Source organism: Streptomyces sp. NPDC046876 (genome assembly GCF_040645035.1).
Lineage (GTDB): Bacteria > Actinomycetota > Actinomycetes > Streptomycetales > Streptomycetaceae > Streptomyces.
The window spans coordinates 17,804-30,741 of sequence record NZ_JBEYXK010000083.1; the positions used below are offsets into that span (position 1 = coordinate 17,804).

The 12,938-nt window shown below is 72.1% G+C and carries 12 protein-coding genes and 1 rRNA gene; 7 read left to right on the forward strand and 6 right to left on the reverse strand.

Annotated features, from left to right (window positions below; all coding sequences use genetic code 11):
* Positions 1-14: 14 nt before the first annotated feature.
* From ABZ924_RS29995 to ABZ924_RS30005, 3 genes are all read right to left on the reverse strand, one after another.
* Positions 15-1,715, reverse strand: a complete 1,701-nt coding sequence (locus ABZ924_RS29995; protein WP_361916545.1) for a serine/threonine-protein kinase — start codon at positions 1,713-1,715, stop codon at positions 15-17.
* A gap of 146 nt (positions 1,716-1,861) precedes the next feature.
* Entirely contained in the window at positions 1,862-2,653 is a 792-nt protein-coding gene (locus ABZ924_RS30000; protein WP_361916548.1) for a thioesterase family protein, read from the reverse strand.
* Positions 2,654-2,717: 64 nt separating this feature from the next.
* Positions 2,718-3,326 (reverse strand): LysE family transporter, encoded by a 609-nt coding sequence (locus ABZ924_RS30005; RefSeq protein ID WP_361916551.1) that lies wholly within the window; start codon positions 3,324-3,326, stop codon positions 2,718-2,720.
* Positions 3,327-3,393: 67 nt separating this feature from the next.
* Here ABZ924_RS30005 and ABZ924_RS30010 point away from each other — a divergent pair, with 67 nt between their 5' ends.
* Positions 3,394-4,230, forward strand: coding sequence for a pentapeptide repeat-containing protein (locus tag ABZ924_RS30010; protein WP_361916554.1), 837 nt, complete (start codon positions 3,394-3,396; stop codon positions 4,228-4,230).
* Between the two features lie 77 nt (positions 4,231-4,307).
* On the opposite strand, the gene ABZ924_RS30015 is transcribed toward ABZ924_RS30010, so the two are convergent.
* Positions 4,308-4,718 carry a hypothetical protein gene (locus tag ABZ924_RS30015; RefSeq protein WP_361916557.1) on the reverse strand — a complete coding sequence of 137 codons (411 nt, stop codon included), beginning with the start codon at positions 4,716-4,718 and terminating at the stop codon, positions 4,308-4,310.
* Between the two features lie 308 nt (positions 4,719-5,026).
* Here ABZ924_RS30015 and ABZ924_RS30020 point away from each other — a divergent pair, with 308 nt between their 5' ends.
* From ABZ924_RS30020 to ABZ924_RS30045, 6 genes are all read left to right on the forward strand, one after another.
* The gene (locus ABZ924_RS30020; protein ID WP_042818271.1) at positions 5,027-5,335 is read left to right on the forward strand and encodes a hypothetical protein; all 309 of its coding nucleotides are present in this window, start codon (positions 5,027-5,029) and stop codon (positions 5,333-5,335) included.
* A gap of 102 nt (positions 5,336-5,437) precedes the next feature.
* Positions 5,438-6,262 carry a hypothetical protein gene (locus ABZ924_RS30025; protein WP_361916560.1) on the forward strand — a complete coding sequence of 275 codons (825 nt, stop codon included), beginning with the start codon at positions 5,438-5,440 and terminating at the stop codon, positions 6,260-6,262.
* Positions 6,252-7,610 carry a hypothetical protein gene (locus tag ABZ924_RS30030; RefSeq protein WP_361916562.1) on the forward strand — a complete coding sequence of 453 codons (1,359 nt, stop codon included), beginning with the start codon at positions 6,252-6,254 and terminating at the stop codon, positions 7,608-7,610. Before ABZ924_RS30025 ends, ABZ924_RS30030 begins: the two co-directional genes overlap by 11 nt.
* The gene (locus ABZ924_RS30035) at positions 7,607-9,169 is read left to right on the forward strand and encodes an SCO6880 family protein (RefSeq protein WP_361916564.1); all 1,563 of its coding nucleotides are present in this window, start codon (positions 7,607-7,609) and stop codon (positions 9,167-9,169) included. The genes ABZ924_RS30030 and ABZ924_RS30035 overlap by 4 nt, the downstream gene beginning before the upstream one ends.
* A 20-nt stretch (positions 9,170-9,189) precedes the next feature.
* On the forward strand, positions 9,190-10,611 hold the full coding sequence (locus tag ABZ924_RS30040; protein ID WP_361916567.1) for an ATP-binding protein: 1,422 nt from the start codon (positions 9,190-9,192) through the stop codon (positions 10,609-10,611).
* A 2-nt stretch (positions 10,612-10,613) separates the two neighbouring features.
* Positions 10,614-12,152, forward strand: a complete 1,539-nt coding sequence (locus ABZ924_RS30045) for a type VI secretion protein (protein ID WP_361916570.1) — start codon at positions 10,614-10,616, stop codon at positions 12,150-12,152.
* Here the strand turns inward: ABZ924_RS30045 and ABZ924_RS30050 are convergent.
* Together ABZ924_RS30050 and rrf are read right to left on the reverse strand one after the other, a co-directional pair.
* Complete coding sequence (locus ABZ924_RS30050) at positions 12,149-12,718, reverse strand: GNAT family N-acetyltransferase (RefSeq protein ID WP_361916573.1); 570 nt, start codon at positions 12,716-12,718, stop codon at positions 12,149-12,151. The genes ABZ924_RS30045 and ABZ924_RS30050 overlap by 4 nt on opposite strands.
* 127 nt (positions 12,719-12,845) lie before the next feature.
* A 5S ribosomal RNA gene (gene rrf / locus ABZ924_RS30055) occupies positions 12,846-12,938 on the reverse strand; the annotation flags it as partial.

Below are 12,938 nucleotides of genomic sequence, written 5' to 3' on the forward strand. Positions count from 1 at the left end.
GGTACGTGTCGGAATCATCCCTTTTCTGCCACAAAGTCGAATCCGCGGCACCACACGCTCTTGTGCTGCACGTCGGAGACGGCATGCCGGTACACCACCGTCCATCCCCCCGGATCCTGCGCCAGCGGCGGCGCCTTGACCCTCTTCCCGTCCAACTCCATCGAGAAATCATCGGGATATACGACGTATTTCCACTGGAGTTCGTCACCCTCGTAGACGTCCCGCGCCTTGGCGACGAAACCGAGCTGCCGGTTCGCGGTCACCTGCGTGGACCGGCCGCTCGCGTCGACCTCGTGCTGCGGCTTGACGACGACGGACACGTAGTACGGCGGCGCGTCCGGCAGCTCGTACTTCATCCGATAACCGATCCGGACCTGGCCCGGCTTGAGCTCGTGCAGGTAGTCCTCGGAGGCCAGCGTGATCGAGCTCTGGAAGTCGCCGAGCGGGGCCTCCTCGGGCACGGGGTTGTGGCACTGGCTCTGGAGCGGGTTGTAGTCGTCCAGGTTCGGGGCCGTCTGCTTGATGAACGTCGGCGGGCCGGCCGGGGAGGGCGATGCGCCGCCCGGGGTCTGCGCGGCGGGCGTCTGGGCGGCGGGGGCCTGGCCGGCCGGCGTCTGGCCGGCGGGCGTCTGGCCGGCCGACCCGCCGCCCTGGCCGCCGGCCGCGTCGCGACCGCCGCCCGGCGCCAGCTGCCACACGGCCACGCCCCCCACCACCGCCAGGGCCGCCCCCGCGGCCACCCAGGCCGCGGTCCGGCCCCGCCGCGCGGGCGGCGCAGGCACCGTCGCCCCCGCGTGGCCGGTCGGCGTGTACCCCGGCACCGGCATGCCCGGCCCCTGCGTCCGCATCTCGTGCAGCGGCACCGCCTCGCCCAGCGCCCCCAGCCCCACGTAGACCGGATCGTCCACCAGCGCGTCCCGCACCCCGCACCGGGAGATCACCTCGGGCAGGTCCGGCCGCTGCGCCGGGTCCTTGGCGGTGCAGGCCTCGATCAGGGCCGCCAGCCCCGGCTCCACCCCCGCCACGTCCACCGGCTCGTGGACCGCCCGGTAGCTCACCGTCGCCGCCACGCCCGTCCCGAACGGCGGCCGCCCCGTCGCCGCGTACGCCAGCGCCGCCCCCAGCGCGAACACGTCCGCCGCGGCCCCCGCCTCGCCGCCCAGCAGCACCTCCGGCGCCGTGTAGCCCGGGGTGCCCGGCGCCTGCCCGTCCTGGGTCAGCGCCGTCTCGCCCACGCCCCGCGCGATCCCGAAGTCGATCAGCTGCGGGCCCTGCGCGCCCAGGATCACGTTCTGCGGCTTGAAGTCCCGGTGCGTCACCCCGTACGCGTGCACGCTCGCGAGCCCCTCCGCGAGCGCCGCGAACAGCCTGCGGCAGGTGTCCGCCGGCAGAGCGCCCCGCTGCGCGACGGCATGACCCAGCGTCGGCCCCGCCACGTACTCGGTCGCCAGCCAGAACGGGGGCGCCGCCAGCGAGGCGTCGATCAGGTTCGCCGTGTACGCCGACCGCACCGCCCGCACCGTCTCGGCCTCGCGCCGGAACCGGGAGAGGGCCTCCGGATGACCGGTGATCTCCTCGCGGATCACCTTCACCGCCACCAGCCGCCCGCCCGGGGAACGCGCGAGGTAGACCTGCCCCATGCCGCCGGCGCCGAGCCGGGCCAGCAGTGCATGCGCTCCGATGTGGGCGGGGTCGACGTCTCTCAGCGGCTCCATTGAACCGAGCCTGCCACACCGACTTCCCTGCCCCGCAAGCGGGTTGACCAGGAACGCGGCCGGGAACGCGGCCGGGAACGCGGCCGGGAACGGGGCCGGGAATGCGGCTGGGAACGCGGGCTAGGAAGGCGGTCTAGGAACGCGGTCTAGGAACGCGGCGCGACGAACAGGCTCTGCGCGCTCCGCCCGATGGGCCCCTTCTCGTCGTGCAGGACGGCGTCGGCGAGGCCGATCCCGGCCGCGTCCACGCTCGTACGCGCCTGGACGCAGGCCCACTCGCCCGCCGGGTGGCGGTGCAGGTGCACGCTCAGGTCGCTGTTGACGAAGACGTACCGCCCGAAGTCCATCACCGCGCTGATCCCGTTGCCCGAATCGGCGGCGACCAGCACCCGGTCCAGCGGCCTGGTCTCCTCCCCGGCGATCAGCGGCACCTTCATCCGCATCCAGCACGTGCCCGGCCCCGGCTCCACGAACGCGCCCTCGGTGAACCGGGTCTCCATCGCCGTGTGGTAGCCCGTCTCCCACGGCACCGGGAAGAACGGCGTCACCCCCACCTCCCCGGGCGGCGGCAGCTGCGGGCCCGCCGCCACCGCCGGCACCGCGTCCGCGCCCTCGGCCACCCGGATCCGCAGCGCCCGCGCCAGCATCGCCGGCGCACTCGCCCCCTGCGGTACGAGCTCGGCCTCCACCACCTCGGTGCTGCGCCCGGCCCGCAGCACGCGGGTGGTGGTCTGCACCGGGCCGATCGGCACCGGCCGCAGGATCTCGTACGTGATCCGCGCGATCCGCATGTCGCTGCGCGCCCCCGGCCGCTCCTCGACCGCCCGCCCGAGCAGCGCGGCCGGCGGGCCCGCGTGCTGCGCGCCCGCGTCCCAGGGCCCGCGGGTGTACTCGGTGGCCAGGAACCGCTGCGCACTGATCCGCTCGAAGAACGCCATGCCCGAGACGCTACCCGCCGGTAACCCCCCACCGCCAGAGCCTTGCACCCGCCCGATCGGCGGTTCAGCGGGCGAAGCCCAGCCCCACCCCCAGCCCCACCAGCACCGAACCGATCGCCCGGTTCAGCGCCTTCTGCGCCTTGAGCATCCGGTCCCGCAGGCGCGCGTTCGAGAAGAACAGAGCCACCGCACCGAACCAGCCCAGGTGCGCCGCCGACATGAACAGCCCGTACCCCGCCTGCTGCCACACCGGCGTCTCGGGCCCCACCACCTGCGTGAACGTCGACACCACGAACAGGGTGGTCTTCGGATTGAGCACGTTCGTCAGGAAACCGGACCGCAGCGCCCCGACCCGCGTCAGCTGCGGCTTCGACTCCAGGTCCACCGTCAAGTCGGCCCGCGCCCGGAACGTACGGATCCCGATCCACACCAGGTACGCCGCGCCCGCCAGCTTGATCGCCGTGAACAGGGCCGTCGAGGACGCGATCAGCAGACCGACCCCGAGCATCGTGTACGAGACGTGCACCAGCACGCCCGCCGCGACCCCGGCCGCGGCGAACAGCCCGGTGGGCCGCCCGTACAGGTAGCTGTTGCGGACGACCATGGCGAAATCGGCGCCGGGACTGATCACGGCGAGGACGGTGATGACGGCAACTGCGATCACTTCTGTCATGCACGGATGCTCACCGCCCCCGCCCGCCCGATCAAGCCCCCTTCGGCGCTGCCCTCACAATGGAGGGGTGTCCACCACCTCTGACCTGCCCCCGCACCAGCAGCCCCAGCCCCACCTGCACGCCGACTGCGCCAACTGCTTCGCCCTGTGCTGCGTGGCCCTGCCCTTCGCCAAGTCCAACGACTTCGCCGTCAACAAAGCCGCCGGCACCCCCTGCAAGAACCTCCGCCAGGACTTCCGCTGCGGCATCCACACCCGGCTGCGCGACAAGGGCTTCCAGGGCTGCACCACCTTCGACTGCTTCGGCGCCGGCCAGCAGGTCTCCCAGGTCACCTTCGGCGGCCGCGACTGGCGCACCCACCCCGGCACCGCCGTAGCGATGTTCGAGGCCTTCCCCGTCATGCGGCAGCTCCACGAGCTGCTCTTCTACGTCACCGAGGCCCTCGCCCGCCCCGCTGCCCGCCCCGTCCACCCCGGCCTGCGCGAGGCCCTGGAGGAGACCACCCGGTGGGCCGCGGCCGACGCCGAGGCCCTCACCGGCCTGGACGTCGGCGCCCTGCGCCAGAAGATCAACACCCTGCTCCTGGAGAGCAGCGAGCTCGTCCGCGCCAAGGCCCCCGGCCGCAGGAAGAACCACCGCGGCGCCGACCTCATGGGCGCCCGCCTGGCCCGCGCCGACCTGCGCGGCGCCAACCTGCGCGGCGCGTACCTGATCGCCGCGAACCTCAGCGGCGCCGACCTGCGCCTGGCCGACCTGATCGGCGCGGACTTCCGCGACGCCGACCTGCGCGGCGCCGACCTGCGCGACGCCCTCTTCCTCACCCAGGCCCAGCTGAACGCCGCCCGGGGCGACACCGCCACCAAGATCCCGACGACCCTGACCCGCCCGGCCCACTGGGCGTGAGCCGACGCGGCGGCGGGGGCTGACGCGCCAGGGCACGGGTTCGCGGGCTCAGCCCCGGAGCCCGCCCATCCCCTCCGTCACGCCAGGGGCCGCCCCAGCCGCTCCCCGACCCGCTGCCGCAGCAGCTGGTACTCCTCCCACCGCCGCGACAGCCGCCCCTGCGGCCTCGGCCCCATCAGCCGCCCCTCGGTCACCACCTGCCCCCGCCGGAACTGCTCCCGCGTCAGGTCCACCTCTATCCCGCCGGGCAACACGTTCCACGTGTGGAAGCCGTGCTGCTCGCCGTCCAGCCAGACCTCCCCCACCAGCAGCCCGCCGCCCATCAGGTCCTGCACCACCAGCGCCGTGATGTCGCAGTGCCCCCAAGCGGGGTTCTCCGGCGTCCAGGGCTCCCGATCGACGTCGTCGGGCGAGCAGGTCTCGGCCGACCAACCGGCCCGAATGGCCGCCTGGAGGTCCGCCAGGGTCCACACCGTTGCAGTCGTCATCCGTCCAGGGTGCCCCGGGGCACTGACACCGCGCGCGGCACCCGCGGCCGTCAACCACCTGCACTGATAGAACGACTGACGGAAGGTCTGCCGAACCCCGCCATGCCGGACCTGCGACACACCCGCCCGTTCACCCGAACAGCGGCCCCCGTCCAGGTCAGAGCCGCCAAGCGGGCCACGTACCGGGATATCGGGTAAAGAGAGCAGTCAAGTCGACATACGACAGCGGTTTCATCAGCGAAGATAGTGCGTGACCCCTGCCGTCGGCACGGGCTACCGGAACTACCCGTACAGGGGCGGTGAGTTACATGATCCTGGCAGCCGAAAAGGGCGACATCACCACCATCATCGGCGGAATCGCCCCGAACTGGGGGCCGTTCGGCAGTCTCGGCAACGAAGCCAAGGTCATGATCGAAGTGATCATGGCCGTCGCCATCCTCCTCTGCCTCGGCATCGCCATCTGGGGCGCGGCCAAACAGCGCATCGGCGCCACCGCCCTGCGCGACACGTTCAGCGCGGAACAGGGCAAGGGCCTGATCGTGGCCGGACTCACCGGGGTCTTCATCATCGGCTCCCTCGGCACGCTGTTCACGATCGTCTACGGAATGGCCGTATAGCCGGGACCGCCCGCCGGATCCCGACCTGAGGACGACTCACCAGACCGCATCCACGCGGGAACCAGCGCTACCGTCGTACGACGCGGAGGGGGCGGACACGAAATGAGCAACGACGACCAGTACGGCGGCGGGGCCGTCGGCGGCACGGGCCAGACCCGTACCCGCCTGCCGGAATCCGACTCCGACCCGTACGGCGCCCCCCGCCGCACCCCGCGCGCCTCGCGGAGCCTGATCACCGTCGTCGGCGTGGTCGTCCTGCTGATCGCCGCCATCGCGTTCGCGAACCAGTCGGGCAATACCGACACCCCCGACTCCACCGCCGCGGACACCCCGCCGGCCGCCACAGCCGCCACCGGCACCCGCCCGGTCGACGGCAAGAACGGCGGCATCCCGAAGGGCTTCGCCCACGACGAACAGGGCGCCCAGTCGGCCGCCGCCAATTACGCGGTGGCGCTCGGCTCCGACGGCATGTTCGACCCTGCCCGCAGACGGGCGATCGTCCAGGCCGTGTACACGCCCGACGTCGCGGCCGCCCGCCAAGGCGACCTCGACCGCGTCTACACGGACCCGACGTTCCTGGCCCGGCTCGGCCTCGATACCGCCGGCAAGGCCCCCAAGGGCCTGATCTTCATCTCCCGGACCAACCCGGTGGGTACCAAGGTCGAGAAGTTCGGCGGCGACGCCGCCACCGTGTCGGTGTGGCACTCCACCCTGTTCGGACTGGCCGGCGAAGGCTCGCAGAACCCGGTCGCGGAGAGCTGGTACACCAACACCTTCGAGCTCCGCTGGGTGAACGGCGACTGGCGGATCGCCGACTTCACGCAGAAGAGCGGCCCGGCGCCGGTGGGCCAGGACCAGACCGCCTCATCAGCCGAGGAAATGGCCGCCGCCGTGTCGCAGTTCGGGGGGTTCACCTATGCGCGCTAGCCGTCCACACCTGTCGCTCCTGGCCATGGTCACGGCCGTGCAGACGGCAGCCGTACTCCTGGCCACCCGGGCGCTCGCCGCCACCCCCACGCCGAGCGCCACGCCCACGACCCCCGGCGCCAGCCCGAGCCCCACCCCCAGCCCCCAGGGGAGCAACAACCCCTGCGACCTGATCAGGGGACCGGCCAAGGACTACTGCGAACGAGGCCAAGGCGCAACCACCGGCGGAACCCCCCGGACAGGACTGGCGCCGAGCGACCCCACCGAGGCCCTCAACCCCCTCGCCTCCCTGGCCCGCGGCTGCGCCGACGCCGCCGCCTGGATCGTCACCGAGCTCAGCAAGGCCATCAACGGCACCGCCAACGTCGACTTCACCAACGGCGCCTTCCTCAAGCAGTACGCCATCGTCTTCGCGGCGTCCACCATCCTCACGCTCGTCCTGTGGCTCCTCGCCGTCGCCAAGCGCGCCATCCGCGGCGTGCCGCTGGCCACGGCCCTCTCCGAAGCCGTCGGCTTCCTCTGGCTGACCGTCCTCGCCTCCGCCTTCACCCCCCTGATCCTCTACACCGTGGTCTCCGCCACCGACGGCGTCACCGAGGTCATCGCCTCCGCGAGCGGCGGCCAGACCGACGTGTTCTTCGGCTCCTTCATCGAAGCCCTCAAGAAGGGCGACTCCATCGGCGGCGGCCCGATCATGCTGATCGTCGTCTCGCTCGTCACCGTCCTCGCCGCCGGCGTGCTGTTCCTGGAGCTGTTCATCCGGGCCGCCCTGCTCTACGTCGGCGCCCTCCTCGGCGTCGTCGTCTACGCCGGCCTCGTCGACCGCAACCTCTGGGGCCACGTCCGCCGCTGGGCCGGCATCATGATCGCCGTCATCCTCGTGAAGCCGGTCATCGTCATCGTCCTCGGCCTCGCCGGCGCCCTCGCCGGCGAAAAGGGGCCCAACGCCTTCTCCGCCGTCGTCTCCGGCCTCGCCATCATCCTCCTGGCGATCTTCGCCTCGGCGATGATCTACCGCTTCGTCCCCGGCTTCGGCGACGAGATCGCCTCCGCCCGCGCCGGCCGCAGCAAGGCCACCGACGGCGCGCAGGCCGCCGCCGTCATCAGCTCCCCGGCCTCCCTCGTCTCCCAGGGCATCAAGACCCACAGCAGCCGCGGCGCCCACCGCTCCGGCGGCGACAGCGCAAGCAGCGCCCCCCGCCCCGCCAACCCGGTCTCCGGAGGCGTCGCCGCCCACAGCAGCCGCCCCACCGGCGGCGGCGGGAACGGCGGCGGAGCCATCCCCTCCGCCGCACCCCCGCCCCGTACGAGCTCGAGCACGAGGAACACAGGAGGTGACGGGCGTTGACGACCCAGTCCCACCAGCTGCACCCGGTCGCGCCCCGCCGCACGTATCTCATCGGCCGCGCCCGGCCGAACGCGATCGTCGGCAAGAACCGCGAGAGCGGCGAGATCGCCCTGATCATCGCGGGCGCGTTCCTCGGCATGATGAGCGGACTGCTCGTCCCCGACCTCACCCTGCGCATCGTCACCCTCGCCGGCTTCCCCATGCTCGCGCTCGCCGCCGTGTACGTGCCCTACCGCGGCCGCACCTTCTACAAGTGGTTCGAGATCAACCGCAGCTACAAGCGCACCCTGCGCCGGGGCACCACGTACCGCTCCGGCGCCATGGAAGCCGGCACCCGCGCCGCTGACGGCCGCGAGGTCGAGGTCGGCCCGCCCCCCGGCATCGGCCGCATCAGCTGGCTCTCCGCCCCCTTCGGCCCCGACGAGATCGCCGTACTCCTCCACGCCGACCGCAGGACCGTCACTGCGGCCATCGAGATCGAGGGACCCGGCGTCGGCCTGCGCGACAGCGAGGACCAGGAAGCCCTCGTCGACCGCTTCGGCACCCTCCTCAAGCACGTCGCCAACGGAGACGGCTTCGTCACCCGCCTGCAGATGCTCGCCCGCACCCTGCCCGCCGACCCCGACGCCCACGCCAAGGACGTCGCCCAGCGCGGCGACTCCACCTCCCCCGCCTGGCTGCGCGACTCCTACGACCAGCTCCAGTCGATGGTGTCCACCTCCTCCGAGCAGCACCGCGCCTACCTCGTCGCCTGCATGCACTACACGCGCGAACTCGCCGCCGAGGCCCACACCATCGCCCGCGCCGGCAGCGCCCGCCAGGGCCGCAAACTCGACCGCGACGCCGGCCTCGCCATCGTCATGGCCCGTGAGCTCACCGACATCTGCGCACGCCTCGCCGAAGCCGACATCCGCGTCCGCCAGCCCCTGGGCCAGAGCCGCCTGTCCTCCCTCGTGCACTCCATGTACGACCCGGACCACCCCATCGACCACATCCAGGCCATGACCAAGCGCAACGCCTGGCCCGCCGAACTCGACGCGGTCGAACCCACCTACCTCCAGGCCAAGACCCGCGAGTCCTCCACCCGCGCCCCCTGGTGCCACGCCACCGCCTGGATCAAGGAGTGGCCGATGACCCCGGTCGGCGTCAACTTCCTCGCCCCGCTCCTCGTCCACACCCCCGACGTGATCCGCACCGTCGCCGTCACCATGGACCTCGAACCCACCGAGATCGCCATCGAGCGCATGCTCACCGAGAAGACCAACGACGAGGCCGACGCCTCCCGCGCCGCCAAGATGAACCGCACCGTCGACCCGCGCGACGTCGCCGCCCACGGCCGGCTCGACCAAAGAGGTGAAGATCTCGCCAGCGGTGCCGCAGGGGTCAACCTCGTCGGGTACATCACCGTGTCCTCGCGTTCGCCCGAAGCCCTCGCCCGCGACAAACGCACCATCCGCGCCTCGGCCGGCAAGTCGTACCTGAAGCTCGAATGGTGCGACCGCGAGCACCACCGCGCCTTCGTCAACACCCTGCCGTTCGCCACCGGCATCCGACGCTAGCTGGAAGGGAAAGGCCGCCCATGCGAGATCCGCTGTCCGCTCTGACGGACGCCTTCACCAGCTTCCTGTTCGGCAAGGTCGAGACCACCCGCCTGCCCGTACGCACCTCCACCGGACAGGCACAGGCCGTCTACCTGCCCACCGCCGCTCCCGGACTCGGCGACTCCGGCGTGATCATCGGCCGCGAGGTCTACAGCGGCAAGGGCTACATCTACGACCCCTTCCAGCTCTACGGACAACAGCTCCCCGCCCCCCACTGGCTCGTCCTCGGCGAGTCCGGCAACGGCAAGTCCGCCCTGGAGAAGACCTACGTCCTGCGCCAGCTCCGCTTCCGCGACCGCCAGGTCGTCGTCCTCGACGCCCAGGGCGAGGACGGCGTCGGCGAATGGAACCTGATCGCGGAAGCGCTGGGGATAACCCCCATCCGCCTGGACCCCATCGCCGCCAACGACTCCGGGATCCGCCTCAACCCCCTTGACCCGGCCATCACCACCACCGGGCAGCTCGCCCTGCTCCGCACCATCATCGAAGTGGCGATGGGCCACGGCCTCGACGAGCGCTCCGGCTTCGCCCTGAAGGTCGCCCACGCCTACGTCGTCGACGCCATCCGCGACCGCCAGCCCGTCCTCACCGACATCGTCGAGCAGCTGCGCCACCCCGAAGCCGCCTCCGCCGAAGCCATGAACGTCGACATAGACGACGTGCGGGCCTGGGGCCTCGACGTCGCCCTCGTCCTCGACCGCCTCGTCGACGGCGACCTGCGCGGCATGTTCGACGGCCCCACCACCGTCGGCATCGACCTCGACGCCCCGCTCATCGTCTTCGACCTCTCCCACATCGACCGCAACTCCATCGCCATGCCGATCCTGATGGCGATCGTCGGCGTGTGGCTGGAACACACTTGGATCCGCCCCGACCGCAAGAAGCGCATCTTCCTCGTCGAAGAGGCCTGGCACATCATCAACAGCCCCTTCGTCGCCCAGCTCTTCCAGCGCCTGCTGAAGTTCGGCCGGCGCCTCGGCCTGTCCTTCGTCGCCGTCGTCCACCACCTCTCCGACGTCGTCGACGGAGCGGCCGCCCGCGAGGCCGCGGCCATCCTCAAAATGGCCTCGACCCGCACCATCTACGCCCAGAAGGCCGACGAGGCACGCGCCACCGGCCGCGTCCTCGGCCTGCCCCGCTGGGCCGTGGAGATCATCCCCACCCTCACCCCGGGCATCGCGGTCTGGGACGTCAACGGCAACGTCCAGGTGGTCAAACACCTCATCACCGAAGCCGAACGCCCCCTCGTCTACACCGACCGCGCCATGACGGAGTCCTCCACCCCGCACCACCCGCTCCCCGACGACATGCTGGCGGCCGAACTGGAGGCGGAGCAGCGCGCCCTGCTCATGGAACGCCACCAGGGTGGCGGCCCGGGATCCGCGACCACGGTGGCCTAGCCGTGCACGAGAGCGACACGAGACGTACGGGCGCCACCGCCCCGGGACCCGCCGGCCCGGGCAGCGGCGGCGTCCCGGACGGGGTCCTGGTCGGGCTCCTGGCCTTCCTCCTCGGCCTGGCCGCGCTGGTCTGGTCCTCCACCGGCCTATCGGCCCTCCTCGCCCACGGCTCGTGGCCCGGCACCGTCACCTTCGCCCGCACCCCGGGGGCCGTGCGCGCCCTGGTCACGCAACCGCACAACATCCCGGGCGCCTGGCCCGACACCGACCCGGCGGCCCTGTCCGGGTGGGGCCTGTTCTGGGGCCTCTTCGTCGGCCAGCTCCTCGTCCTCTTCGTCCTGACCGTCTTCGTGATCGGCGTCATCGCGCGTACGAAGGCCCGCAGGGCGCGGGCCTCGGCCGAGGCCAAGGCGCAGCCCCATCCCCAGCCCCAGCCCGAGACGCAGGCCGGAACAGCAGCCCAGCCGCCGGCCCCGGAACCCACGGAACCCCACCGGCCCGTCCCGCACCCCACGGCACCACCCGCCACGACACCCACGGTCGCCGCACCCACGGCTCCCCCTGCGGACGACGCGTACCGGTACGGCTTCGGCTACGCCCCGAACGCCACGACCCCGGGCCCCTCCCCTGCGGCGGCCGCGCACCGGCTGGCGTACGGAAGCCCCCAGGAGCGCCGCGTCCTGGCGGCCCGGCAGCTCACCGCCGCGGAAGGCGCGGCCCTCGTCGTCACGTCCTCCCCGCTCCTCTGGTCGCAGACCAAGGACGCCCGGGCCAAGCTGGGCCCCGTCCTCCTCTACGACCCGCAGCACCTGTGCGACACCCCGGCCCGCATGCACTGGAACCCCGCCGACGCCTGCGCGGACCGCGACACCGCGGCCGCCCGCGCCGCGGCCCTGCTGGCCCCCGTACGACCGCAGGCCCGCATGGACGCCGCCGTGGCCGACACCGCCGAAACACTCCTGCGCAGCTGGCTCCAGGCGGCCGCCCTGGACGAACGCCCGTTCAAGCAGCTCCACCGCTGGGCCCAGGGCGCGGGCGCCCAGGACCCGGTCCGCATCCTGCGCACCCACCCCCAGGCGGCACCCGGCGCGGCCGGCGAACTCGAAAGCGCCCTCACCGCCCACCCGGAACGCCGCGAACAAGCCCACCACTTGACGGCCCGGGCGCTTTCCTCCCTGAGCTCGATCCACATCCGCGAGGCCTGCACCCCGAACCGAACGGATGCGCTCGCCTTGGCATCGTTCGCCACCGAAGGGGGCACCCTCTACGTGGTGGGTGAACCTTTGGAGGACCCCCGCACCCACCCGGGTGCGATGCCGCTGCTCACCGCACTCGCCTCCAGCGTGGTCGAGCACGGCCGCCGCATGGCCGCACGGTCATCCCACGGCCGGCTCGACCCACCACTCACCCTGGTCCTGGAGGACGTGGCGGCCGTCGCCCCGATCCCCCAGCTCCCCGCCCTCCTCCAGGAGGACGGCCTCCCCCTGCTGGCGCTGTGCCGCAGCCGCGAACAGGCCCGCGCCCGCTGGCCCCAGCTCTAGCCCGGCTGCCCCTGCGGCCGGGCGAAGACGTACTCCAGCTCCTTGGAGGTCGGGTCGCCCGGCTTCGGGATCACGAGCCCGCTCGGCTCGAAACCGAACCGCCGGTAGAAGGCCCCGGCCCGCTCGTTGTCCTCGTGCACGAAGAGCCGTACGCACTCCAGCGCCGGCTCTTCCCGCGACCAGGCCCATTCCAGTGCGGCCTCGAACAGGGCATCGGTGATCCCCGTGCCGCGCTGCTCGGGCCGCACGAACACGCCCACGACGTGCCCCTGGTTGCGCTCGACGGTCTGCTCGAGGAAATCGGTGGCCCCGATCTCCTCGAGGAACACGGTCACCGTCCCGTCCCACCGCCCGTCGGGGGCTTCGGCAACGAACTGCCGCACACCGTTCCCTTCGGCGGCTCCCCGAGCCCGGTCCTGCCAGAACCCGTCAGGCTTCTCCGCCGCCTGGGCGACGGTCTCCAGGAAGGCCAAAGGAGCCACGGGGTCGCTCAGGGCAGCCAACCGCAGCTCTTTGACCTTCTCCCATTCGTCAGCCCGCACGGGCCGAATCACATGCTGAGTCATGGCCCGGATCCAACCACGCCCACAACCAACCCGCACCCGGATATCGAACACAAGCCGGCCGTGCACCTGCCGCCAAACGCAGAAAAGCCCCGCACCAGAGCTGGTGCGGGGCTTTCCCACAATGATTGTTCGGCGGCGTCCTACTCTCCCACAGGGTCCCCCCTGCAGTACCATCGGCGCTGAAAGGCTTAGCTTCCGGGTTCGGAATGTAACCGGGCGT